Annotated in this window: 22 protein-coding genes; 14 read left to right on the forward strand and 8 right to left on the reverse strand. The window is 62.8% G+C overall.

Annotation, left to right across the window (positions count from 1 at the left end):
• Window positions 1-333 precede the first annotated feature (333 nt).
• Complete coding sequence (locus J0I79_RS25420) at window positions 334-2106, forward strand: AMP-binding protein (protein WP_292865791.1); 1773 nt, start codon at window positions 334-336, stop codon at window positions 2104-2106.
• A 34-nt stretch (window positions 2107-2140) separates the two neighbouring features.
• Here the strand turns inward: J0I79_RS25420 and J0I79_RS25425 are convergent, their stop codons facing one another.
• The 3 genes from J0I79_RS25425 to J0I79_RS25435 form a co-directional block, all read right to left on the reverse strand.
• The gene (locus J0I79_RS25425; protein WP_292865794.1) at window positions 2141-3121 is read right to left on the reverse strand and encodes a phosphodiester glycosidase family protein; all 981 of its coding nucleotides are present in this window, start codon (window positions 3119-3121) and stop codon (window positions 2141-2143) included.
• Window positions 3122-3147: 26 nt separating this feature from the next.
• Window positions 3148-3819, reverse strand: a complete 672-nt coding sequence (locus J0I79_RS25430) for a TetR/AcrR family transcriptional regulator (protein ID WP_292865797.1) — start codon at window positions 3817-3819, stop codon at window positions 3148-3150.
• A 103-nt stretch (window positions 3820-3922) separates the two neighbouring features.
• A complete protein-coding gene (locus tag J0I79_RS25435) occupies window positions 3923-4867 on the reverse strand; it encodes a nucleoside hydrolase (RefSeq protein WP_292865800.1) in 945 nt (314 codons plus the stop codon).
• Between the two features lie 104 nt (window positions 4868-4971).
• Here J0I79_RS25435 and J0I79_RS25440 point away from each other — a divergent pair, with 104 nt between their 5' ends.
• The 4 genes from J0I79_RS25440 to J0I79_RS25455 all read left to right on the forward strand — a co-directional run bounded on the left by J0I79_RS25440 (window position 4972) and on the right by J0I79_RS25455 (window position 8713).
• On the forward strand, window positions 4972-5985 hold the full coding sequence (locus J0I79_RS25440) for a 2OG-Fe(II) oxygenase family protein (protein ID WP_292865803.1): 1014 nt from the start codon (window positions 4972-4974) through the stop codon (window positions 5983-5985).
• A gap of 71 nt (window positions 5986-6056) precedes the next feature.
• Window positions 6057-6914 (forward strand): ABC transporter substrate-binding protein, encoded by an 858-nt coding sequence (locus J0I79_RS25445; RefSeq protein WP_292865806.1) that lies wholly within the window; start codon window positions 6057-6059, stop codon window positions 6912-6914.
• 54 nt (window positions 6915-6968) lie between these two features.
• The gene (locus tag J0I79_RS25450) at window positions 6969-7910 is read left to right on the forward strand and encodes an amino acid ABC transporter permease (protein ID WP_292865809.1); all 942 of its coding nucleotides are present in this window, start codon (window positions 6969-6971) and stop codon (window positions 7908-7910) included.
• Window positions 7907-8713, forward strand: coding sequence for an amino acid ABC transporter ATP-binding protein (locus tag J0I79_RS25455; protein WP_292865812.1), 807 nt, complete (start codon window positions 7907-7909; stop codon window positions 8711-8713). Before J0I79_RS25450 ends, J0I79_RS25455 begins: the two co-directional genes overlap by 4 nt.
• An 18-nt stretch (window positions 8714-8731) precedes the next feature.
• Here J0I79_RS25455 and J0I79_RS25460 read toward each other — a convergent pair whose 3' ends face one another.
• Entirely contained in the window at window positions 8732-9640 is a 909-nt protein-coding gene (locus J0I79_RS25460) for a hydrogen peroxide-inducible genes activator (protein ID WP_292865815.1), read from the reverse strand.
• 162 nt (window positions 9641-9802) lie between these two features.
• On the opposite strand from J0I79_RS25460, the gene katG reads away from it, so the two are divergent.
• Window positions 9803-11992, forward strand: a complete 2190-nt coding sequence (gene katG / locus J0I79_RS25465) for a catalase/peroxidase HPI (RefSeq protein ID WP_292865818.1) — start codon at window positions 9803-9805, stop codon at window positions 11990-11992.
• Window positions 11993-12064: 72 nt separating this feature from the next.
• Here katG and J0I79_RS25470 read toward each other — a convergent pair whose 3' ends face one another.
• Window positions 12065-12742, reverse strand: coding sequence for an MIP family channel protein (locus tag J0I79_RS25470; protein WP_292865821.1), 678 nt, complete (start codon window positions 12740-12742; stop codon window positions 12065-12067).
• Between the two features lie 320 nt (window positions 12743-13062).
• Between J0I79_RS25470 and J0I79_RS25475 the strand changes: the two genes are divergently transcribed.
• The 7 genes from J0I79_RS25475 to J0I79_RS25505 all read left to right on the forward strand — a co-directional run bounded on the left by J0I79_RS25475 (window position 13063) and on the right by J0I79_RS25505 (window position 19231).
• A complete protein-coding gene (locus tag J0I79_RS25475; protein WP_292865824.1) occupies window positions 13063-14352 on the forward strand; it encodes an RsmB/NOP family class I SAM-dependent RNA methyltransferase in 1290 nt (429 codons plus the stop codon).
• Between the two features lie 87 nt (window positions 14353-14439).
• Window positions 14440-14892, forward strand: a complete 453-nt coding sequence (locus J0I79_RS25480; protein WP_292865827.1) for a TspO/MBR family protein — start codon at window positions 14440-14442, stop codon at window positions 14890-14892.
• A gap of 99 nt (window positions 14893-14991) precedes the next feature.
• Window positions 14992-15450 (forward strand): PaaI family thioesterase, encoded by a 459-nt coding sequence (locus tag J0I79_RS25485; RefSeq protein WP_023686843.1) that lies wholly within the window; start codon window positions 14992-14994, stop codon window positions 15448-15450.
• Window positions 15451-15490: 40 nt separating this feature from the next.
• Window positions 15491-16159, forward strand: a complete 669-nt coding sequence (locus tag J0I79_RS25490; protein ID WP_292865830.1) for a 5'-methylthioadenosine/S-adenosylhomocysteine nucleosidase — start codon at window positions 15491-15493, stop codon at window positions 16157-16159.
• Window positions 16160-16214: 55 nt separating this feature from the next.
• Entirely contained in the window at window positions 16215-17777 is a 1563-nt protein-coding gene (gene guaA, locus J0I79_RS25495) for a glutamine-hydrolyzing GMP synthase (RefSeq protein ID WP_292865833.1), read from the forward strand.
• Window positions 17778-18116: 339 nt separating this feature from the next.
• The gene (locus J0I79_RS25500; protein ID WP_292865836.1) at window positions 18117-18641 is read left to right on the forward strand and encodes a YcxB family protein; all 525 of its coding nucleotides are present in this window, start codon (window positions 18117-18119) and stop codon (window positions 18639-18641) included.
• A gap of 209 nt (window positions 18642-18850) precedes the next feature.
• Complete coding sequence (locus tag J0I79_RS25505; RefSeq protein WP_292865839.1) at window positions 18851-19231, forward strand: pentapeptide repeat-containing protein; 381 nt, start codon at window positions 18851-18853, stop codon at window positions 19229-19231.
• A gap of 170 nt (window positions 19232-19401) precedes the next feature.
• On the opposite strand, the gene J0I79_RS25510 is transcribed toward J0I79_RS25505, so the two are convergent.
• The 3 genes from J0I79_RS25510 to J0I79_RS25520 form a co-directional block, all read right to left on the reverse strand.
• Window positions 19402-19614, reverse strand: coding sequence for a hypothetical protein (locus J0I79_RS25510; RefSeq protein WP_292865842.1), 213 nt, complete (start codon window positions 19612-19614; stop codon window positions 19402-19404).
• Window positions 19615-19709: 95 nt separating this feature from the next.
• Window positions 19710-21167 (reverse strand): calcium-binding protein, encoded by a 1458-nt coding sequence (locus J0I79_RS25515; protein ID WP_292865845.1) that lies wholly within the window; start codon window positions 21165-21167, stop codon window positions 19710-19712.
• 310 nt (window positions 21168-21477) lie between these two features.
• Window positions 21478-24240, reverse strand: a complete 2763-nt coding sequence (locus tag J0I79_RS25520; protein ID WP_292865848.1) for an AMP-binding protein — start codon at window positions 24238-24240, stop codon at window positions 21478-21480.
• 292 nt (window positions 24241-24532) lie between these two features.
• On the opposite strand from J0I79_RS25520, the gene J0I79_RS25525 reads away from it, so the two are divergent.
• Window positions 24533-25055, forward strand: a 523-nt coding sequence (locus J0I79_RS25525; protein ID WP_292865851.1) for a glycosyltransferase, incomplete at its 3' end; no start/stop codon positions are given.

Raw genomic sequence — 25055 nt, forward strand, 5'->3', positions numbered from 1 at the left:
AGGGGGAGGGAACGGTGCCGCGCGCCCTATCCATCTTCATGTTGAGGATCGAAACCTCAGTACTGGCCGCAATCAGCGCCGGCCAAGTCTCCCTCCCCCTTGTGGGGAGGGATTAAGGGTGGGGTCAATCTTCGTAAAAAACCATATGCGATTGCCCTGCCCTTGAGGGGAGGGTGGACAGCCGCCGAAGGCGTCTGGACGGGTGGGATCCTTGCGGCCTTGCTCTACCTGACAACCCGGTCGCTTCGTCCGGCTCTCCGGGACAGTACCATCGGCGAGGTTTCTTCTTCCCCGGCGGGCTGATAGGCTCACTTATCCCGGGAGGAGACGGCGATGGCGATCAAACTCGACGAGCTCATGAACGCCACCAATCTGCGAGGCCGCGGCGCCCGCGCCGGCGGCGTCTTCATTGCACCGGTGGACGGCAGGGCGCATGTCTCGGGCGAACGCAAGGCGCCGCTGCTCGACAAGACCATTCCTGCCCTGTTCTCCGACACCGTCAGCAAATACGGCACGCTCGATGCTGCCGTCTTCGTCGGCCAGGACAAGCGCTTCACCTGGAGCGAACTCTCGGACGCGGTCGATGCGCTGGCTGCCGGCTTCCTCACGCTCGGCTTGAAGAAGGGCGACCGCGTCGGCATCTGGTCGCCCAATCGCTGGGAATGGCTGGTCACGCAATTCGCCACCGCCCGCGTCGGCCTGATCCTGGTCAACATCAATCCGGCCTACCGACTGACCGAACTGGAATATGCGCTGAACAAGGTCGGCTGCAAGGCGCTGGTCACCGCGGTCAGCTTCAAGACTTCGGACTATCTCGGCATGATCGAGACGCTGGCGCCGGAACTGGCCACGGCAACCCCTGGAAAGTTGAAAGCAGCGAAATTGCCGTCGCTCAGGATCGTCATCCGCATGGGCGAGGAAAACTCGCCCGGCATGTTCAATTTCGGCGACGTGCTGGCCATGGCGGGCCGCGACGAGCATGACAGCCTCGACCGCATCTCCGAGGGGTTGAAGCCGAACGACGCGATCAACATCCAGTTCACCTCGGGCACCACGGGTGCACCGAAGGGGGCGACGCTTACCCATCTCAACATCGTCAACAACGGCAATTTCGTCACCTCGGCGATCAAGCTCACCGTCGACGACCGGCTCTGCATACCGGTTCCGCTCTACCACTGCTTCGGCATGTCGATGGGCACGATGGGCTGCGTCACCAAGGGCGCCACCATGGTTTTTCCCGGTGAGGGGTTCGATCCCGGCCTGACGCTGAAGGCGGTCGCGCAGGAGCGCTGTACCGGCCTCTACGGCGTGCCGACCATGTTCGTCGGCATGCTCGACCACCCGGATTTTCCGAGTTTCGATCTGTCCAGCCTGCGCACCGGCATCATGGCCGGCTCGCCATGCCCGATCGAGGTGATGAAGAAGGTGGTGTCACTGATGCACATGTCCGAAGTGACCATCGCCTACGGTATGACCGAGACCAGCCCGGTCTCGTTCCAGAGCAGCACCGACGATCCCCTGGAAAAGCGCGTCTCGACCGTCGGCCGCATCCACCCGCATGTCGAGGTCAAGGCGGTCGATGCCGATGGCGCGACCGTCGCCGTCGGCGCCGCCGGCGAACTCTGCACGCGCGGCTATTCGGTCATGAAGGGCTATTGGGACGACGAGGACAAGACGCACGAGGCAATCGACGGCGATGGCTGGATGCACACCGGCGACCTCGCCACCATCGATGCCGAGGGCTATTGCAACATCGTCGGCCGGGTCAAGGACATGGTCATCCGCGGCGGCGAGAATGTCTATCCCAGAGAGGTCGAGGAATTCCTCTACCGCCATCCCAAGGTCAGGGAAGTGCAGGTGTTCGGCATTCCGGATACTAAGTATGGCGAGGAGCTCTGCGCCTGGATCGTGCTGAAACCCAACCAGATCGCCACCGAGCAGGAGATCAGGAATTTCTGCGCCGGCCAGATCGCCCACTACAAGATCCCGCGATACATCCGCTTCCGCAGCGAATTGCCGATGACGGTGACCGGCAAGCCGCAGAAATTCCTGATGCGCGAGGCCATGGTGGAGGAACTGGGGCTGGTGGTGCAGAAGACGGCTTGAAGGGCCGGCATTTCCGCGCGGGTCGTGCCGGGCGCTATTTACGCTCCACGGTTAGAACGACAGGCATTACCCAGGGCACGTCAAGCGGCGCTCGAAGCAGGGATACTTTCCCATCCACAAGCTGGGCCTCCCACCGCGCATAATGTTTGAGCGTGTAGCTGCCGGACCGTACGCTCAGTCCCGCGATTGGCCCGCCGTCGAGGTTGAGGGCGGTCTTGAGATCGAGGTCGGCCTTGAGCAGGAAGTTTGCCAGCCTGTCGAGCGAAAAGAAGGCATCCTTTGTCGAGCCCACAACGATCCGGCCCTCATGGTCCTCGGCGATGAACGTGCGGTTTGCCAGCCAGTTGCTTTTCGCGCGGACATTGTTGCCGCCGTCCTCGCCGATAAGCAGCGGGTAGGAGACCATCGCGTTGTCCGCATCCTGAAGCACCGTTCGCCAGTCACGGTTCTTGAGATCGACCACATGCGTGCCGGATGCATTCTCGGTCCAGGCGCCAGACTTGGCGTCATAATCGGAAGGGCCTAGTCGGGCGCCCATGCTGACGAAGGGGGTGTCGGCTTCGCCCTTCAGTCCAAAGTAGCTGCCATTGACGATCAGGACCGTACCGCCGGTGCCGTCGGGATGAAGCGCCTGTTCCCACTGGTCAATGTCTTTTGCTCCGTCCGTTTCGTTACGGGCAACGAATCGGAATCTGAGAGGGTCGAACCGGTTGAGATAAAGGCGGTCGATTTCCTCGCTGCCAGCGAGGACGGGAACCTCCCGGACCTCAAATCCCGGCTCCACTTCGGCCCATGAACTGGTGCCGGCGGTCACGTCCGGAATTGCCGGCTGCAGGGCGAGCCGCATGGCGGGCGAAAGTCGCGGGTCGTCGAGCTGAACAGTGACCCAGTAGGTGCCGCCTCGGCGCAGCAGCACATTCAGCCCATAGACACCATGCCTTTGCCATATCCACCCGGCGACCGAGAGCCCGGCAAGTATCGCAACGACGATGGCGACCGAAATCGCTTTCCTCAAGAGTTCCTCCTCGCCGCTCGCCGTTTTTAGCGTCGCGCCGTCATCTCGGACGGCCTTGGCGCCGTGCCCCGCTCCTGCACCAGGGGGCCCAGCAGTACCTCGCCGAACAGCGGCTGATAGCTCCTGCGCACCGCCGGATCCTCCTTGAAGGAGAGCGCATACTGGCCGATCTGGTGGAAATAGGTGATGCGGGCCCTGACCAGGCTTTCGTCCTCGGGATAGCCCATGGCGCGGAAGGAGCGGATCAGAAGTTCGATGCGCAGGTCGTCGATGTCCTTGACCTCCTGCTCGAGCTTTCTCGATGTTCGCGACCAGTCGCGCACGGCGAGATCGAGGAGCGGACTGAACGGGGCTTCGTCGACCCAGACATGGACGATGTCTGTGAAAAACTGCAAGCCATCGATCTCGTGCATCTCGCGCATGGCCCAGAAGGGCGCGCAATTGATGTCGCGCCATTTCTGCAGCAGGCCCTCGCGCAGGTCGGCCAGGCTGGTGAAGTGAAAGTAGAAGGAGCCGCGCGTCACCTTGAACTGCTGTGCGAGGCGATCGATCTTAACCTCGCCGATGCCGCGCTTCTCCAGCACCTTGCGGGCCGCCGCGATCCAGGCCTCGCGGCTCAGAGTCTGCCGCGCCGTCTTCGGGCGCGAGGAGCCCTTGAGTTTCTTTTTGGCTCTGGCCGGCGCGCTGTCCGCTTTCATCTGATCAAGACCTTCATCGCCATGCGCGACGCCTGCAATCCGTTGGCCGGCTTCGGTGCGCTTCGCGACTCATCAATCATCTATCTATCGCGGATGGCGCATCTCAGGGCAATGCGCTGATCCGCTCCAGCATGAGTTCGAAGAACGGCGCCGGATCGATGCGCCGCAGCACGTTGCAGTTCTTGCGGCGGCCCGTCACGTGCCACCAGTCTACCACCGTCATGCCGATCGTCTCCGGCGAGACGATGTCGACCGTCACCGCGCATTGGCGCTGCTCGTAGATGTGCGGCGCCAAGAGGTAGCCGGTGACGCAGGCGTCGTGGATCGGGCGCGCGGCCGTCTCGAATTTGTGCGTGCCGTACTGGCGGTAGAAGTCGGCCATGTTGGCGGCCTCGATCGCGGTGCGGCTGCCCGTGGCGCGCAGCCGGTCGAGCCATTCGGGCGTCATCAGCGCGGTATAGGTGCAGTCGATGCCGGCCATGGTGACGGGCACGCCGCTGTCGAACACCTTGTGGGCGGCATGCGGGTCGACGAAGATGTTGAACTCCGCGGCCGGCGTGGCGTTGCCACCCTGGAAGAAGCCGCCGCCCATCAGCACCACTTCGCGCAGCCGCGGCACGATCCTCGGCTCCATGGTCATGGCCATGGCAAGGTTGGTCATCGGTCCGAGCGTGCAGACGGTCAGTTCGCCCTCCGGCGCGTCCATGATGGTGCGCACCAGGTAGTTGACGCCGTGTTCGCTTTGCAGTGGCGTCACCGGTTCGGGAAGGTCGGCGCCGTCGAGGCCGGTTTCGCCGTGCACGTACTCGGCCGTGATCAGCTTGCGCACCATCGGCGCCGGGCATCCGGCATGGACCGGCACGTCGGGCCGCCCGGCGAGTTCCACGACTTTCAGCGCGTTCTTCGCCGTCAGGGCAAGCGGCACGTTGCCGCCGACAGTGGTGATGCCGACCACGTCGAGTTCTTCAGGCGAACCCAGGGCGAAAAGGATCGCGAAGGCGTCATCCTGGCCCGGATCGGTGTCGATGATGATCTTGCGTGGTGCCATGATGCCGCGTCCTTCCGTTTTGCGTTGGAAAGCCTATTGATGAGGCTGTCCGGATGTGTAGAAATACAGTACTGTATCTTATGTTCAAGACAGGGTGTTCGAAAATGGATGCACAAGAGCGCGGCGATTTTTCCGAAATTCCGATCCTCGACGTTTCGGCGCTTTACGGCGACGACGAAGCGGCGATCCGGGCAACGGCCGCGACCCTGCGCCGCTATCTCGAGACGATCGGCTTCCTTTATGTCACCGGCCACCCCATCCCGCGCGCTGACGTCGAAGCCGTCCGCGAAGCCTCCAAGCGCTTCTTTGCCTTACCCGAGGAAGAGAAGGCCAAGCTCAAGATCGACAAGAATTTCCGCGGCTTCCTGCCATTCGCGGGTTCCACCATCGTGACCTCGTCGGTGGCGACGGTGAGCAAGCCCAACCAGAGCGAGTCGATCTTTTTCATGCACGAGGTCGAGGCCGATGACCCGCGCGCCCTTGCCGACAAACCGCTGCAGGGCCCCAACCAGTGGCCCGACGAGGCGGCTCTCGGCGGATTCCGGGAAACGATCGAGCGCTATGTCCAGGAAATGAGCACGCTGGCTCGCAAGATGGTGCGTGCCATCGCGCTTTCGCTGGGCCTGCCGTCCGACAGTTTCGATCGATACTTCGAGCAGCCGACGACGTTCCTGCGCCTGCTGCACTATCCGACGCAGCCCCAGGAAGAGGGGCTGTTCGGTTCGGCGCCACACACCGACTATGGTTTCATCACCTTGCTTGCACAGGACAATGTCGGTGGGCTGGAAGTGAAGAACAAGGCGGGCGACTGGGTTCCCGCGCCGCCGGTTCCCGATTCCTTCGTCATGAATGTCGGCGACATCCTGGCGCGCTGGTCGAACGACCAGTTCGTCTCGACGCCGCACCGGGTCATCAATCGCTCCGGGCGCGAGCGCTATTCGCAGCCCTTCTTCTTCGATCCCTCGATGGATGAGACGATCGAGGCGCTCTCGGTCTGCGTGCCGGCGGGCAGCCAGCCGAAATACGAGCCGGTGCTTTACGGCGACTATCTTATGGAGCGCATCGACAAGAATTATCACTACCGCAAGAAGAAGGCGGCTGAAGCCGCCGCTTCGTAAGGCTTGCCGGGCCTGCGCCGTCACGACGCGCAGGCCCGGATACCGATTGAAAACAAGAAAGGGGAACAGGAATGAACAGATATCTGCGCATGAGCGGTCTCGCGCTGGCGATTTCCGCGACCGTCTGGGGCGGCGTGGCCAAGGCCGCCGACGTGCCGAAATCCGCTGACGTCAAGCAGAGCGGAACGCTCGCCGTCGCCAACACTCTGGATTTCGCGCCGTTCGAATATCTCGACGCCGACGGCAAGCAGACCGGCATCATCATCGAACTCGCCGGCGAGGTGGCCAAGCTCGTCGACGCCAAGCTGGACGTCCAGCGCACCCCGTTCCCGTCGATGATCCCGGGCCTCGCCGCCGGCCGCTTCAAGATCGCCTGGGAAACCTTCTCGGCCACATCAGAGCGGCTGAAACAGGTCGATTTCGTCATGTTCCTCAAGGCGGGTCTTGCCGTTTCCACGTCGCCCGACAAGAAGGCGAGCTTCAGCGGCGACACTCCGCTTTGCGGCAAGCGCATCGGCGTCTCGGCCGGCAGCGCTTCCGATTTCCTGGTCGACAAGCTGACCAAGGAATGCACGGACAAGGGCCAGAAACCCATCGAAAAGTCCGTGTTCAACTCTTCGACCGACATCGTGCAGGCAGTGCTGTCCGACCGCGTCGACGCGCGCATGGACGACGCCACCGCGTCCAGCTATTTCGAGGTGACGAGCAAGGGCCAGCTTGTGGTGCTGCCGACGCTGTACGAAGTCGCCCCGCTTGGCATGGCGATCGCCAAGGACGACAAGGAGACCGCCGACATGATGGTGGGCGCGCTCGCAGAGCTGTTCAAGAACGGCACCTACAAGTCTATCCTGGAAAAGTACGGCATGGGCGCCTATGCGATCAAGGAACCCTACTTCGTCGGTTCCATGGACGCGCTGCGCGCCGAATAGAGATGACCCGGCGCCTGGCCATCGGCCAGGCGCCGGCCAGACTGGAGACTTCCGATGGGCGTGGCCCACCCGACCGAGATCGGCGTCGAGCCGGGCGCTGCCGCCGCCGTGTCGCGGCTGACCGTCGTGCCGCAGCGCCGTTATGGCATCTGGATCGGCACGGCGCTTGCCCTGCTGCTCGCATTCCTCATCATCCGCGCCTTCGCCAGCAATCCGGCTTTTGCCTGGGGCACGGCCGCCGGCTACCTCTTCCATCCCTCGATCATGCGCGGCCTTGGCAACACGCTGATGCTGACCGTCATCATCATGCTGGTGGGCATCGTGGTCGGCACCGTCATCGCCATCATGCGGGTGTCGCCGAGCCCGGTGCTGCGCGCCTTCTCCGGCGTCTATGTCTGGTTCTTCCGTGGCGTGCCGGCGCTGATCCAGCTGATCTTCTGGTTCAACCTGTCGCTGCTGGTGCGCGAAATCTCGCTCTCACTGCCGTTCCTCGGCACCCTGTTTTCCGTGCGTACCAATGATTTCATGACGCCGTTCTTCTCCGCCGTCGTCGCGCTTTCGCTGTGCGAGGCCGGCTACATGGCCGAGATCATCCGCGCCGGCATCAAGTCGGTGCCGTCGGGCCAGTCGGAAGCGGCAAGCGCGCTCGGCATGCCCTACCGCATGATCCTGAAGCGCATCACCCTGCCGCAGGCCATGCGCTTCGTGCTGCCGCCGACCGGCAACGAGGCGATCAACCTCCTGAAGATGACCTCGCTGGTGACGTTCATCGCCGTCGACGACCTTTTCTACACGGCGCAGAGCATCTACGCGCGGACCTTCGAGACCATTCCGCTGCTGATCGTGGTCGCCTTCTGGTACCTCGCCGTGGTCAGCATCATGTCTGTCGGCCAGCATTTCCTGGAGCGTCATTTCGGCCGCAGCGATGTCAGGCGTGATCCCCTGACGATGCGCACCCTGCGCAATGCCTTCAATCTGCGCGGCGTTGCCCGATGAGCGATGTGAGATCCGAAAATCGCACGCGCTTCGGCGTGCCTGCAAACTCCATGGTGTTCGCGCGCGGCGTGCGCAAAACCTATGGCCAACTGGAAGTCCTCAAGGGCGTCGATCTCGATGTGCCGGAAGGCTCGGTGGCCTGCATCATCGGCCCTTCGGGGTCTGGCAAGAGCACGTTCCTGCGCTGCATCAACCATCTGGAGAAGCTGAGCGGCGGCATCCTCCTCGTCGACAGCCAGTTTGTCGGTTACGACCTCCGGGGCGACAAGCTTCATGAGGTGAAGGACGATCTGCTCTGCCAGCGCCGGGCCGAGATCGGCATGCTGTTCCAGTCGTTCAACCTGTTCTCGCACATGACGGTGATGGAGAACCTGATCGAGGCGCCGACGCAGGTGCGGCGCATCCCGATCGATCAGGCCAAGGCCGAGGCGGAAGTGCTGCTGCGGCGCGTCGGTCTCGCCGACAAGGTCGACCGCTACCCGCGCGAACTCTCCGGCGGCCAGCAGCAGCGTGTGGCGATCGCGCGTGCCATGGCCATGAAGCCGAAGGTGCTACTCTTCGACGAACCGACCTCGGCGCTCGACCCCGAACTGGTCGGCGAGGTGCTGCAGGTGATGCGCGATCTCGCCGAAAGCGGCATGACCATGGTCGTCGTCACCCACGAGATCGGCTTCGCCCGCGAGATCGGCGATCAGCTCGTATTCATGGATGGCGGCGTCATCGTCGAGCGCGGTGCGCCACGCGAAATGATCGCCAACCCGCAATCGCCGCGCACCCGCGAATTCCTGTCGCGGGTTCTGTAGCGTCCGGTCGGCTGGTTCTCACGCCGCCAGCACCGCGGCGCCGAGGCCGCGGATGATCTTGGCGAGTTCGACGCATTCGCCATGCCGGGCATTGTTGCGCCGCCAGGCAAGACAGATCATGCGCTGCGGCATCGGCTCCTGAAACGGCACGATCTTGAGCTCGGGGATGGTGCCGGCCGGTCCGGTTGCCATTTCGGGGATCAGCGTGACGCCGAGCCCGTGCGCCACCATCTGCAGCAACGTGGTCAGACTGGTGGCGCCGTAGCTTGCCATCGCCACCGGCCGCACACTGCCGCAGACGGCAAGCGCCTGTTCGCGCAGGCAATGGCCTTCTTCCAAAAGCATCAGCCGCTCCAGTGCTGGGCTTTCGGGCGGGACTGGCGGTGACGCGAAGGCCGGATCGTCTGATGGCACTGCCAGGAAGAATCGGTCGGGAAACAGCGCCTCGGTGATCAGCCCCGGATGATCGAGCGGAAGCGCGGCGATAAAGGCGTCGAGTTTTCGCGATGCGGTATCCTCGACGAGGGAAGCGGTGACCGCCTCGCGTAGTTCGAGCTGCAAGGCGGGAAAATGCTTTTTCAGCTCGGGCAGGGCGCGCGGCAGAAGGTATGGCGCCACCGTCGGGATGATGCCCAGCCGGAAGCGCCCCTCCATGGCCGTGCGGCCACGCCTGGCCGTCGTTTCAACGTCACGTATGTCGGCCAGGATGCGCTCGATACGCGGCAGCAGGGCCACCGCTTCGTCGGTCATGCGCACCGACTTGCCGCCGCGTTCGAACAGCCGGCAGTTCAGCCGCTGCTCCATTTCGGCGATCTGCGAGGACAGCGCCGGCTGGCTGACGCCGGCGAGTTTCGCGGCCCGGCCGAAATGCAGCGTCTGCGCCAGCGCGTCGAAATAATGCATCTGACGAACTGTCAATCCTATCATAAGAAAATCCTATCGAAATGAACAGGAAAGGCAATTTGTTTTTATCGGGCGAGTGGCCTAGTCTGGAATCGTTCCAGATTGGCGCGGCCGCTGGCTGGCCCCTGAATCTCGGCAAAAAATCAACCTCGGCAAAGTCAAACCCCGGCAGAATTGGAGTGAGAGATGGACGCGAAAACCGACGACAACAGCGCGAGCAAATGCCCGGTCGCGCATGGCTCCGCCGGCAGGACCAACCGTGACTGGTGGCCGAACCAGCTGAATGTCCAGATACTGCACCAGCAGTCCTCGCTGTCCGATCCGATGGGCGAGGCGTTCGACTATGCCGAGGAATTCAAGAGCCTCGACCTCGATGCGGTGATCAAGGACCTGCATGCGCTGATGACGGATTCGCAGGAATGGTGGCCTGCCGATTTCGGCCATTACGGCCCGCTCTTCATCCGCATGGCATGGCACAGCGCCGGCACCTACCGCATTGCGGATGGCCGTGGCGGCGCCGGCGCCGGGCAGCAGCGTTTCGCGCCGCTGAACAGCTGGCCGGACAATGTCAATCTCGACAAGGCCCGCCGCCTGCTGTGGCCGATCAAGCAGAAATACGGCCGCAAGATCTCTTGGGCCGATCTGCTGATCCTGACCGGCAACGTCGCGCTGGAATCGATGGGCTTCAAGACCTTCGGTTTCGCCGGCGGCCGCGCCGACGTCTGGGAGCCTGAGCAGGACGTCTACTGGGGCCCCGAAGGCAAGTGGCTGGCCGACGAGCGCTACAGCGGCGACCGCGACCTCCAGAACCCGCTCGGCGCCGTGCAGATGGGCCTGATATACGTCAATCCGGAAGGGCCGAACGGCAAGCCTGATCCGCTGGCTTCGGCGCGCGACATCAGGGACACCTTCGCCCGCATGGCTATGAACGATGAAGAGACCGTGGCGCTCATCGCCGGCGGCCATACTTTCGGCAAGACCCATGGTGCGGGTGACGCGGCACTTGTCGGCGTCGAGCCGGAAGGCGCCGACATCGAGCAGCAGGGCCTCGGCTGGGCGAGCAAGTTCGGCACCGGCAAGGGCGGCGATGCCATCGGCAGCGGCCTGGAAGTGACCTGGACGACCACGCCGACCAAGTGGAGCAACGACTTCTTCGACAATCTGTTCAACTATGAATGGGAGCTGACGAAGAGCCCGGCGGGCGCCCATCAATGGACGCCGAAGGGCGGCGCCGGCGCCGGCACGGTGCCGGATGCGCACAATCCGGCCAAGCGTCATGCGCCCGCCATGCTGACCAGCGATCTGGCGCTGCGGTTCGACCCGTCCTACGAGACCATCTCGCGGCGCTTCCATGAGAACCCGGAGCAGTTTGCCGACGCGTTCGCCCGCGCCTGGTACAAGCTGACCCACCGCGATATGGGCCCCGTCGTGCGCTACCTTGGCACGTTGGTCCCCGAGGAAGAACTGCCCTGGCAGGACATCATCCCCGCTGTCGATCACGTCCTGATCGACGAGCAGGATGCCGAGGCGCTCAAGGCCAGGATCCTGGCGTCCGGCCTGTCCGTGTCGCAACTGGTTTCGGTCGCGTGGGCATCGGCCTCGACCTTCCGTGGCTCCGACAAGCGCGGCGGCGCCAATGGCGCGCGCATCCGCCTGAGCCCGCAGAAGGACTGGGCCGTCAACCAGCCGGCGGACCTTGCCAAAGTGCTCGACAAGCTCGAGGCGATCCGCAAGGCGTTCAACGCCGAGCAGACCGGCGGCAAGAAGGTCTCGCTTGCCGACCTGATCGTTCTCGGCGGCAATGCCGCCATCGAGAAGGCCGCCGGCAACGGTGTCGCCGTTCCTTTCTGGCCCGGCCGCATGGATGCCTCGCAGGAGCAGACGGACATCCATTCCTTCGCGCCGCTGGAGCCGACCGTTGACGGTTTCCGCAACTATGTCAGCGGCAAGCAGCGGCTGACGGTTGAGGAAGCGTTGGTCGATCGGGCGCAGTTGCTGACGCTGACGGCGCCGGAAATGACCGTCCTTGTCGGCGGTCTGCGCGTTCTCGGCGCCAATGCCGGCCAGTCGAAGCACGGCGTCTTCACTACCAGGCCAGGAACGCTGAGCAATGACTTCTTCGTCAACCTGCTCGACATGAGCACGGAATGGAAGGCGACGTCCGATGCCAAGGACGTCTTCGAAGGCCGCGACCGCAAGACCGGCGAAGTCAAGTGGACCGGCACCCGTGCCGACCTGATCTTCGGTTCGCACTCGCAGCTGCGTGCGCTGGCCGAAGTCTACGCGACGTCTGACGCCAAGGCGAAGTTCGCGAAGGACTTCGTCGTCGCCTGGACCAAGGTGATGAACGCCGACCGTTTCGATATCGCCGGCTGATCCAGCCGGAGCCCATTTTCAACAAAAAAGGCGCGGGCCATGGCCCGCGCCTTTTGCATTCAGGCTTTGAGATCAGTCTTTCTCGAAGATCCGCGCCTTGGCCACGACGCCGGCAATGGTGCCGCCGATCAACGGCGCGACGATGAACAGCCAGAGCTGGCTGAGCGCGGCGCCGCCCGTGAACAGTGCCGGGCCGATCGAGCGGGCCGGATTGACCGAGGTGCCGGTGACCGGGATCATGGCGAAGTGGATACCCGCCAGCGTCAGACCGATGACCAGCCCGGCAAATGCCGTCGAGTGCTTCTCGGCGGTGACGCCGAGGATCACGGTGACGAAGGTGAAGGTGCCGATCAGTTCCCACAGGAACGCCGAGCTCATGCCCCACTTTGCCTCATCCCAGCCATTGGCGCCGAAGCCGCCGGTGTGGCCGCCGGTCTGGCCCGAAACGATGATCCACAGCGCCAGCGAAGCGAGGATGGCGCCGATGATCTGCGCGATCCAGTAGGGGATGACATCCTTGGCCGGCAGGCGGCCGGCAAGGAAGACGCCGAGCGTCACGGCCGGGTTGAGATGCGCGCCCGAAATCGGGCCGATCGCATAGGCCGCCGCGATCAGGCCGATGCCGAATGCCAGGCCGATGCCTTCCTGGCCAAGCGGCAGCGCCCCGCCGAAACCGCCCGTCACCACCGATGCCGTGCCGATGAACACCAACAGAAATGTGCCTAGAACTTCCGCCAGATAAGTCTTCATTGCCCTCTCCTCGTGACGATCCGCCGGTCCACATTTCCTGTGCCGCGAATCATGGCGATAAGAGTATTCCCAACCGAAAAGCTTGGAAAGCAGAGCTGTAGCGCCGTGCGTGGTGCTTGCCGCCGCCAGTTATGAACATTAGAGACCTTTCATCTATTGATCGATCTGCTTTGACTGGTGACCGGCATTTGCTTGGCCGGGCATAGTGCCGGCGTTGACCGGGAGTGTCTCGCGGCCGCTCAACGGCCGGGGTTCAATCCGGACGTGAAAGGCTCTAAGAGCAGGCTGAGATGACTTGTTCGATTTTGGTGGACTGACGAATGCGACTGGGCGGACGGCTGGCTGCGGCCATCGAAGTGCTGGAGGACATTGGCCGGCGTCATCGGCCTGTGGCCGATGCGCTGAAGGATTGGGGCCTGTCGCATCGCTTCGCCGGCGGCGGCGATCGCGCGGCGATCGGCAACATCGTCTACGACGCGCTGCGCCACAAGCGCTCGGCCGGCTGGTTGCTGGGCGACGACACGCCGCGCGCCATCGGCTTCGGGGCTCTGTTGCTCGAATGGCGCCAGACGGCGCAGTCGCTCAATGACGCGCTCGACGGCGACAAATTCGCCCCGCCGCTGCTCAGCGCCGGCGAGCTTCAGGCAATCGCGGAGCGCGGGCTCGGCGATGCGCCCGGCGCGGTGCAGGCGGACATACCCGACTGGTGCGAACCGCTTTTCGAACGCGCTTTTGGTAGCTCCTGGGTCGAGGAGGGGGCGGCGCTGGCGACACGCCCGCCGCTCGACATCAGGGTCAACACGCTGCAGGCCGATCGCGCCAAGGTCCTCAGGGAATTGGCCGAGACCGGAGCGCAGGCCGCGCGCATCGCGCCATACGGCATCCGCATCGCGCCGATCGACGGCGACGGCAGGCATCCCAACGTGCAGGCCGAGCCTGCCTTCCAGAAGGGCTGGTTCGAGGTCCAGGACGAAGGATCGCAAATCGCGGCGACGCTTGCCGGCGCGGAGGCCGGCATGCAGGTGCTCGACTTCTGCGCCGGCGCCGGAGGCAAGACGCTGGCGCTGTCGGCGGCGATGGCCAATACCGGCCAGGTCTTCGCTCACGACGCCGAAAAGGCCCGTCTGGCGCCGATCTTCGACCGCATCCGCCGCTCGGAAAACCGCAATGTGCAGGTCGTCAGCAGGCCGGCCGAACTCGCGCCGCTCGCCAACCACATGGACATCGTGCTGGTCGACGCGCCCTGCACCGGCAGCGGCACCTGGCGGCGCCGTCCCGACGCCAAGTGGCGGCTGACACAAAGACAGCTCGACGCACGCAAGGGCGAACAGTCGGCGATCCTCGATGCGGCGAAAACCTACGTCAAACCAGGCGGCCTGCTGGTCTACATCACCTGTTCGGTGTTCGACGAGGAGAATGGCGATCAGGTCGGCGCGTTCCGCAAGCGGGACCCTGGCTTTGCTCCGGTTGATCACCGCGCTCTCTGGGAAAACAGGTTTCCTGGGCATGAGGCTGCCGTTCGGATCGGCAGTGACGGGGATATCTCGCTCTCGCCGGCGCGAAGCGGCACGGACGGGTTCTACTTCTGCGCCATGCGCAGGGCCAAGTAACGCTTGCCGAAGTGACGCCTGCCGTTGACAGGCGGCGACAGCGCCCCAGTTCCACAGGCGCGGCATCGCGCCGCCACGGGGAAGGTCTTGCAAAGATATCTGTCGCTTCTTGTTTTCCTCGTTCTGGTGTTGGGCGGTGGCCTGCTGATCGGTTACGCGACGCTGCCGGGCGCCTGGTACGCCTCGCTGGCCAAGCCGCCCTTCAATCCGCCCAACTGGGTCTTCGGGCCGGCGTGGGCCATACTTTATGTCCTGATCGCGGTGGCCGGTTGGCGGACCTGGCAGCGGGAGCCGTCCGGTGGCGCCATGAAGATCTGGGGCGTTCAACTGGTGCTGAACTTCCTGTGGTCGCCGACCTTCTTCGGCGCGAAAATGATGGGGCTTGCCCTGATCGTCATCGTGCTTCTTCTGGCCAGCATTCTGCTGTTCATCGCCAAGGTCTGGAACCGTGACCGGCCTGCCGGCTGGCTGTTCGCGCCCTATGCGGCGTGGGTGGCCTTCGCCACGCTGCTCAACGCCTCGCTGCTCTGGCTGAACTGAGATGCCGGCGAGACAGCCTTGTTGCAGTGCAGCAAAAGCATTTGCGCGCCGCCCATGCCTCTGCAATAAGCTTTTCCGGCAAAACTGAAGGCAGTGGCGATGGCAGCAAAGATCGTACCGGCTCCGGACTATGAGGATCGCGTCAGGGCGTCCTTCGCGCGCCAGCAGGCGATGGCGACGATCGGCGCCGAACTGACGTTGGTGACACCCGGCATCATCGAGATAGAAATGCCCTATTCGGCGGCATTGACCCAGCAGCACGGCTTTCTCCATGCAGGCGTCATCTCGACCGCGCTGGACTCGGCCTGCGGCTACGCGGCCTTCTCGCTGATGCCCGAGAATTCCGGCGTGCTGACCATCGAATTCAAGGTCAACCTGCTGGCGCCGGGCCGGGGCGAGCGTTTCCTGTTCCGCGGCTCGGTGACCAAGCCTGGCCGCACCATCATCGTCGCCGACGGCCAGGCCTATGCCTTTGCCGCGGATGGCGAAGCCAAACTGATCGCCACCATGACCGGCACCATGATGACCGTTGTCGGCCGTGACGGGATTGCCGGGTGAGCCCGCAGTAGCAATGTAGCGCAAGCAGGAGGAATTCGTCGTGGCTGGCAACGTCGTGCGAATTGGTGGCAAGGATGTCCTCTTCGTCATGGCCGCCGAGGCTGAATATGGCCCGCATCTGAAAAGGCTGTTCACGCCGCTGATGACGGGCGTCGGGCCGGTGGAGGCAGGTGTGCGCCTGGGCGCCGAACTTTCCTGGCTGAAGTCGGAAGGGGCGCTGCCCGACCTCATTGTCTCGCTCGGCTCCGCGGGCAGCCGGACCCTTGAACAGACGGAAATCTACCAGGCGGCTTCGGTCAGCTATCGCGACATCGATGCCTCGCCGCTTGGCTTCGAGAAGGGCGCGACGCCGTTTCTCGACCTGCCGGTGACCGTGCCGCTGCCGCTGCGCATCCCCGGCATCAAGGCAGCGACGCTGTCGACCGGCGGCGCGATCATCACCGGCGCGGCCTATGATGCGATATCCGCCGACATGGTGGATATGGAGACCTTCGCCTGTCTGCGCGCGTGCCAGCTGTTCGAGGTCCCCCTGATCGGGCTGCGCGGGATTTCCGACGGCGCGGCCGATCTCAGGCATGTCGGCGACTGGACCGAGTACCTTCACGTCATCGATGAGAAGCTGGCCGACGCCGTCATGCGCCTCGAACACGCGCTCGGGTCGGGCACCCTTGCCACGCAGGCGCCTCGCGAGGCGCCGGGACCAGTCTGAAACTCAGGCACCGCAACCCATTGCGCAGACTCATTTCTTTCTCTAAACGCTCGCCATGACAACAGCCAATCACCCCGACACCGTCCTGATTGTCGATTTCGGCAGCCAGTTTACGCAGCTCATTGCCCGCCGCATCCGCGAGGCCGGCGTGTTTTCCGAGATCGTACCGTTCCAATCGGCCGAGGCTGCGTTCAAGCGCATCAGTCCCAAAGCGGTGATCCTTTCGGGCGGTCCTGCGTCGACCGGCGATGTCGGCAGCCCACGCGCGCCGCAGATCGTCTTCGACGCCGGCGTGCCGGTGCTGGGCATCTGCTACGGCCAGATGGCCATGTGCGTGCAGATGGGCGGCGTGGCTGAAAGCTCCAACCACCGCGAATTCGGCCGCGCCTTCGTCGAGATCGAGAAGGACAGCCCGCTGTTCGACGGTCTGTGGGCGACCGGCCAGCGCCACCAGGTGTGGATGAGCCATGGCGACCGCGTCATCGCGCTGCCGCCAGGTTTTCAGGTGCTAGGCAAGTCGGAGAGCTCGCCCTTCGCCATCTTCGGCAATGTCGAGCGCAAGATGTACGGCATCATGTTCCACCCCGAAGTGGTGCACACGCCCGATGGGGCGCGGCTGCTCAGGAACTTCGTCCACAACATCGCCGGCATCGAGGGCGACTGGACGATGCGCGCCTACCGCGAACACGCGGTCGAGGCCATCCGCAAGCAGGTCGGCAAGGGCAAGGTCATCTGTGCGCTGTCGGGCGGCGTGGACTCTTCCGTGGCCGCGCTGCTGATCCATGAGGCGGTTGGCGACCAGCTGACCTGCATCCTCGTCGACCACGGCCTGATGCGCAAGGACGAGGCGGCCGGCGTGGTGGCGATGTTCCGCCAGCACTACAACCTGCCGCTGATCCTGGTCGATGCCTCCGACAAGTTCATCTCGGCGCTGGAAGGCGAGGCCGATCCCGAAAAGAAGCGCAAGACTATCGGGCGGCTGTTCATCGAAGTGTTCGAGGAAGAGGCCAAAAAACTCGGCGGCGCCGATTTCCTGGCGCAAGGCACGCTCTATCCCGACGTCATCGAAAGCGTCTCCTTCACCGGCGGCCCGTCGGTGACCATCAAGTCGCACCACAATGTCGGCGGCCTGCCCGAGCGCATGAACATGCAGCTGGTCGAGCCGCTGCGCGAACTGTTCAAGGACGAGGTGAGGGCGCTCGGCAAGGAGCTTGGCCTGCCCGAAAGCTTCATCGGCCGCCATCCTTTCCCGGGCCCGGGCCTTGCCATACGCTGCCCCGGCGGCATCACCCGCGAAAAGCTCGACATCCTGCGCGAGGCCGATGCCATCTATCTCGACGAGATCCGCAAGGCCGGCCTTTACGACGCCATCTGGCAGGCCTTCGCCGTGCTTTTGCCTGTACAGACGGTGGGCGTGATGGGCGACGGCCGCACCTATGAATTCGTCTGCGCGCTGCGCGCCGTCACCTCCGTCGACGGCATGACGGCCGACTTCTACCACTACGACATGAATTTCCTAGGCGCCGCCGCCACGCGCATCATCAATGAAGTGCGCGGCATAAATCGCGTCGTCTACGACGTGACCTCGAAGCCGCCGGGAACCATCGAATGGGAGTAGCGGGAAAACGGCGGCAATAGCGTAGTTTCGGCGGCGAGTTTCGCTGCCGTATAAACTGGCTTCATGCAAGTACTCGGCTTCCGCTGAACCAGCATTCGCTTTCTCCGTCTTGCAGGTCTGGCCTGACCCTATATCCCGATCAAGTAAAGTCGGTTCGACGGGAGAGAGGGCTGTGGTGTAGGATGGCGTACGCAAAGGGCGGATCCGCTTTGCGCCTTCATTGCGGCTGTTTGCTGCAAGAGGCAACGGTCCTGAAGGAAGACCTTGCGGGTTGCGGTTCTCACAGCATATCTGGCGCAGAAATCAGGTGCCGTCATCTAAACGGGATTTCGCGATAAAATGCAGCGCGGCGATAGACCGACAGGCGGCAGGCTTGTTGAAGTCACCTACACTGAGGAGATCGTGCGCGACGCCGTCAGGACATATGTCTGGCGGCAGGGTGTGGCCAATCAGAAAGGGTTGTGGATAGCGGAAGCTCTAATGATAGCGCTCGTCATTGGGATGCTCTGGCAAGGTGAACGAGGATGGGTGGTTGGTGCCTTCGGCGTTTTCATCTTCCTTCCACCGGCGTTGATCATCGCAATATGGGTGGCTCATTATCGTAACACAGTCGGCAAATACCGAAGCATGCCGAGCCGCCGGGCCGATTTTACGTTTTTCGATGACGGCGTTCAGGTTGAATCTGAATTAGGCTCAGCGAGAATCCCATGGGCCATGTTCATCAAAATCTGGGAACGACCCAATTATTGGATGCTGATTACTTCTCCGAACCAATACGTAACGCTTCCGCTTGATACTATGTCAGCGTCGGATCGGGACTTCGTACGATCCAAGGTGGCGGCCGCAAACTCGCGGAAGTCCTGATTGACGGGATGCCGACAAGGTCGTCGCCTTGCGTCGACTTTACCGGACATCCTCCCGAAACCAGGCAGTCCGCTTCGCGCCGCAAGGGCCCGCAATGTATCACCTGGGCTTCTCAAACAAGAGCCAAGGGTCGCGATTCGACGGTCGTAAATGACTGCGCGATCTGGCATCCTTTCGATCGCGATCATGATTGACCGGAGGAAACGACAATGAGCGATCCCCAGGAACACACGCCATTTGATGGCCCTCAAATGCAGGGAATGCATTACCAGCGGGCCGATATGTCAGGTGCTAACTTCGATGGCGTAAACCTCGCGGACGCACGGTTCTACGCTGTTTTGACCAAGGCGAAATTCACCGACACCAATCTAAGCGAAGCGGTTTTTGATGATATCAGCCTTGCGGATGCGCGCTTCAACAACGTCAATCTGTCGGGAGCCGCCATCACCAATGCAAACCTGTCGCGGTTGACCATAAGCGGCGTCACCCTGGCGGATTCAGACATCAAGGATGCGGATTTGACCGGGATGCGGATCAATGGCGTTCTCGTAACCGATCTGTTCGCGGCCTATGAAAAGGCGAACGCCTGAAAGCCATTTCCGGAGCAGAATGTCCGGCCTGTGATTGTGCAATCAATCCTAGTGAACGCCTTGGAAGAGGTCGCCGCTAAACGACAGCTTCTCGCAAGCCTCAGCCGAAACCCGCCAGGCCGGAAACGGCCCCAAAGGCGTCAGTAGATGAACTGACGTCGGCGCGGCAATCATTCGTTGCCGCGATGATCGAGCAACTCAATCATCGTGGTCAACATGCTGCCTACTTCCTCCGAGATTTCGCCGGGATGAATTCCGGCCTTGATCGCGTCCGCCGTCGCCTGCTCGGCGAGTTTCGCCGCAAGGGCGGGGTCGGACTTCGCGTAGGGGGAGACATTCTGCTCCACCCATTTCTGCAGGAATTCGATGCCGCGAGCGCTCATTACACAGTAATGCTCGTTGGAACGATTTCGTTCCAACGAGTTATATTCAAGAAAACGTCAGCCCTTTTTGATCATGTCCTGATGTTTCCCAAGTCTCATGTTACGATGAACGAAGATGCTGTCAGCGCCAGGTGCGGAGACAGAGTGGCAAACTGGATCTGATGCGCGCTGCCTGTACCGTCGCTGTCGAAAGAGAGCGCGCCGGTCGAGCTGTTGTAGATGATGTGATCGCCGCTGTTGTGTGCAGCCGTGCCGACGTGGAACGCCGCGGTCGGGAGGGCGCCCTTTTGAAGGCCGGTAAACACAGTGTGGTCGAGCTGGATCTTGTCCTGGGTCACACTGAAATCGGTGATCTTGTCGACATTGCTGGCCTTGAGGGCCGAGTTGAAGACGAAGACGTCCTTGCCTCCATTTCCGGTCAGCACGTCCTTGCCGCCGCCACCGTTGATGATGTTGTTGCCGGCATTGCCCTCAATCGTTTGCGAGAACTCGTTTCCGGTGAGATTGATGGCGGTGGTGCCGGACCGGTTGGTGGTGGCAAGATGCTCGATCTCGGAGCCGGCCGACAGCGCATAGCTGACCGACGCCAGCACCGTGTCGTTGCCGCTGCCCGGCAGTTCCACCACTTTGTCTCCAGGGTTGTTGACATAATAGGTGTCGTTGTAGCCCCGACCGATCATCGTGTCGGCGCCGCTGGTGCCGTGCATGACGTCAGCGCCGCCGGTGCCGTAGAAAACGTGATCGCTGCCGCTGGTCGGGGGCACGGTGGTGGTGGGCGGAGTCACACCGCCGGTCGGAGGCACGCTGGCTGTGCCTTGGTTGTGTTGAAGGAAAAGGGCCTGCAAAGCAGGCGAGTTTCCGAGCGCCGTGTCGCCCTGTTGAGAACCCCACGCATAGGCATAGTCGAAGGCGGGCGATGGAACCAGCTTGGACCAGTGGTCCAGCATGGTCTGTTCCTGGGCGACGGAGGGAAGGACATATTTGCCGCCCGTATCGGTTGTGAAGCTACCGCCCCCGAACGTCTGATAGACCGGAACGATCTGGCTGACCGGGATGCCCGAGGCGACCGCCGCGGCCACGGTCCTGTCGATCATGTTGTAGTCGACCGTGCTTGTTCCGGTGCGCACCGGATACGGGTCCAGGCCGTAATAGTCGATATGCGTGTTGGCGGGATTATAAGTGTTTGAAAAGTCGGGGTTTGCCGAAGATCCCATGTTCATCATGGTGATGAAGGTCTTGGCGCCCGGCACATTGGTGTGGATCCAGTCGGATTCCGCTTTCAGATTCGCGGCGGTGGCATAGGTCCCCCACTTGCCCGTGGGATCCGGCTCATCGACGAGGAAGAATCCAAACACCTTCGGATTGCCGATGAAGGGTGTGACTTTCTGGATGAAGGACGAGTTTGCCCCATTGGCTTCATCCAGCCAGACCAGGCCTTTCGTGCCGGCCGGCAGTGCGTTGAGTTCGTCCACGGATGAGACATCGACGAGATTGAATCCGGCGGTCGCGACTTGAGAGGCCGATCCACCCGAGGCGTAATGGAGGGTTGTCATGCAAATATCCTTCGTCCGATTCGGTAGCGCCCCACGCCTGCCTAGGGGAAACGGTATATTAGAGCCAAATCAAATACCCTCGCCTTTTGATAGAAACATTGATCGTCGCATGGAGTACACCGCGCGGCGCTTAGACTGCCTCGCGCATCGGGCTGTTGATTTTTAGGGATATTTTGGCGCGTGATGCGGAGCCGGACTGTTCCCGCCGCCATAGCGCCATCGGGTTTTGTTGCGCGAATCCACAGGACGATGCGCGACCGCCCGCTTCATTCAGCCGCTTCGGAGCGAACGGCCGCCGGCCGTCTATTGGCTACGCCCCACTTCCGAGGAAGGCTCTTTCTATCAATGGACGGTTGTGGCTGAGGTGCGGTTCAATGAGCATGTCGAGATGTCCCCCCACGATCGGGACTATGCTCAGACCGCTGACGAAAGCACTCCAGCCAAGATCTGTCGGAATGCCCTTGCGCCTGCACCGGAACAGCGTGGCGGGAATAGGCAGTGTGGTCTTCGGCTGCGCGAGCCACTGGCCGAATGCACGCATGCGCAGGATTTCCTCGAGCTCGAGCCTCAAGATGAATCGCATTCTTGCGAACGCCTTCCATCTCAGCCCTTCGATGCCCCTCGCGAGCACGGCTTCGGCGCCAAAATTGGCGAATGTCTTCGCGAGAGCCCGCAGGAGCATGCGATCCACCGTAACTCTGTGGGTGTGGATGCGCTGGGCGGTGCGCGCAAGGACTTCGCGATAATCGTGCTTGCCGGGCCCGATATTGGTGTCGAGGATTCCCAGGAACGTCACCGAGCGGCCCTCCGCCGCCAGTCTGGCGGCAGCCTCGAACGCAACGCCGCCGCCGAGCGAATAGCCGATCAGATTGACATTGCCGCTGGGCTGAACCTGCCTGATCTGGTCGACGACCGCATCCACCATCCGCGGTATCGTGCCGTGTCCCCTCAGCAGGTCGTTCAGGTCTCCGTAGCGCACGGCAACCACCCTGGCGATGTTGCCCATCTCGACGCCGAAGGTCGCCAGGCTTGGGCCGTAGCCGATCGATCCCGGCACAATGAACAAAACGGGCCTCGCGTCGGATGCCTCGACAAGCGATCCGCCTGTGTCTTGTCCCTTGGACGCCGCATTGACTGCATCGGCAAAGCTCATGCCGACGGTGAACGCGTCCAGGTTCAATTCCCGCCCAAGGGCCGTTTCGAGTTCCATGACAAATTGCAGCAGCTTCAGGGAATCGCCGCCGGCATCGTCCCAGCGGCTGCCGGCCGCTTTTTTACCCGGGAGGATCCTTTCCCATATTGCCGCCGCGATGCCTTCCACACCAGGCGGGCTCGCCGGTTGCCTGGGGTCTGGCATGTCCTCCCGCGCTTTCAGGGCGCGATCCAATTCCCGCAACCTCACCCCGTCGACCTTGCCGCCCTTGAGCTGCGGTATTTCGTCGACCTCGTGCAGTCGCGTGGGATGAACCGCCGGCGGCAACGCTGTCCTGATCAAGTCGCGCAATTCAGGAATGAACTCGTCTCCGCCGGTTTCCGCGGGCACCACGAAGGCAATCAGTTCGTTCGCGTCGGTCACCACGGCGACGGCGTCGCTCACCTGGGGTGCCCGGTGCAGGACGAGTTCCAGTTCGGCAGGCTCGACCCGCCTTCCGTTGATTTTTATCTGGCGCCCTTTTCGTCCGACGATCCACATCATTCCCGTGTCGTCGAGCCTGACCAGGTCGCCGGTCGCGAAGACCCGAAGCTGGGGATTGATGGAGTTCGCGTGAAGCGGGACGTTTCTCCCATCCGTCCAATAGCCCATGGCGGTGTAATTGCCCCTGATCAGCAACTCTCCTTCATCGCCCGGGGCGATCTGCCCTCCGTTCTCGTCGATGACGGCGTATTCAATGCCGGGAAGAACGAAGCCGACCGGGACCGTCGCGTCTCGTTCCGGATAGTTTCTGGGCAGGAACCACTGCGTGCCGGTCGTCTCCGTGGATGAGTAGCTGATCTGGACAAGGCAGGATTCGGGAATGTTGTCGCGCAGCCGGTCGATGTCGGACCACAGAATTTTTTCTCCGCCGACCCGCACGATACGCAGTGAGGAGAATGTGTCGGGCGCCGCACCCTTCATCAGCACACGCACCAGCGCCGGCACGAGATAGACGGCCGTCACCTGCCATTTGTGGAAGCTCTCGCGGGCAGCGCGGATGCCGGCGCTCTCGATGTCCAGGAGGTACAATGTGGCGCCGCACAGCATCGGGGTCATCATCTCGCGGCATCCCGCGATTGTGGCCGGCCCGGTCAGCGGCATGAACACGTCGTCGGGACCGAAGTGGCAGGCGTCGACATATTGCTGAACCCGCTGGAGGATCGCCCGCTGGCTGTTGACGACACCCTTTGGGGTTCCGGTGCTGCCCGAAGTGTACAGAATGATAGCCGGGGAATCGACCGAGACAGCCAATGGCAGCATCGCCAGATTGCCATCCGGGCTTGCGGTCAGCGAACCCGCCGCGTCGATCCATTTCAGGGGTGAGGCATCCGGCCAGCCTGCCGGTTTGCCCGGTCCGGGCTTGACGATCGCAGCCAGCCGGGCGCTGTCTGCTATCGCCGCGAGGCGCTGAAGCGGATCTCGGGGATTAAGGGGCACGGCGGGCCTGCCGGCGCGCATCGCGGCGAGCATGGCCACCGGATACCAGAGGGAATTTCCGATCAGCAGCCCGACCGCCTTTCCCGGCGGAACCGAGCCGGCGATCGCGCCGGCCAGCTTTTGGATCGCGCTCAGCAGGTCGGAAAAAGTGAGGGATGTCAAGCCGTCACTGATGGCGATTTTGCCTGGGTATTTTTCGACAACCCCCTCCAGGTGCTGGAACGCCGATCTCTCGGAGAAGTCGTCACCCATCCTTTGGAACGGCAGGCTGGCAGGTCCGTCCAAGTCCAGGGGGCGGACGGTGGCCTGTTTCCATGCGAGATCGTCTGTAACCCCATCATTGCGAGCTGCCGCGAGGTCCTGCTTCCTTGCCGTTGCGCGAGCCGACAGCAAGGCACGGGAAGGCGGGTTTTCTGAGCGCAGGCGTCCGAACGCTACCAACACAGCCCCCTTTTGCTGACCGATTTGTAGTGTCCTACGTGAGGGGCCCGGCCTTGGCATCGTTAGAACGAATGATTCCCGACTGATCTCTCAGGGCGGCATGTGGCCGGCGCGCATCGCGGCACTGTCCAGCGCCTTGCTTCATTCGAACAGACGAGGACAGCAGGAAAGCCTGCCCCTAGCGTGGACTTGGTGGTGTGTGCAAAGGGGCAACGATACCAGCCATGAAAGCGGATCCAAGAGCCAGCCATTTCGCGCGGTTGGGATACTGCCGGCATCCGGAGGGCACGCAATGAGCCCGCATCTTGTCTGCATTGGCGGAGAGGATCACCGCCTTAGAATACCTTTCCTGCTGGCGCTGCGCGAAAAGGGTTTTCGGGTCACTGCGGTGTCGAGTGATGTCGGCGCCGTCTTCCCCCTACATGGCATTCCTCATCGCCGATTCGGTTTCGATCGCTTCAGCAGTGGCGGGGAATGGAGCGCTCTCGGCAAAATCCGCAGATTGATGTCCGAGCTGCGTCCGGACATCATCCAAAGTTTCGACACCAAACCCAATCTCCTGACGCCCCTGGCCATACGCGGGCAGGTTCCGACCATCCGCACCATAAATGGCCTCGGTTGGACATTCTCGTCGATGGAGCCGCGGGCCCTGGCCCTGCGTCCGGTCTTTTGCGGCCTTCAGGGGCTCGCGTCGTTGTGGACAGCCATGACGGTCTTCCAAAATCGCGAAGATCAGGCCTTCTTCGAGCGCTATCGGCTGGCGGGTCACGGCAAGGTGCGCCTGATCCGCAGCTCCGGCATAGACCTGAACGCAT

It is taken from the genome of Mesorhizobium sp. (genome assembly GCF_017306585.1).
GTDB lineage: Bacteria > Pseudomonadota > Alphaproteobacteria > Rhizobiales > Rhizobiaceae > Mesorhizobium.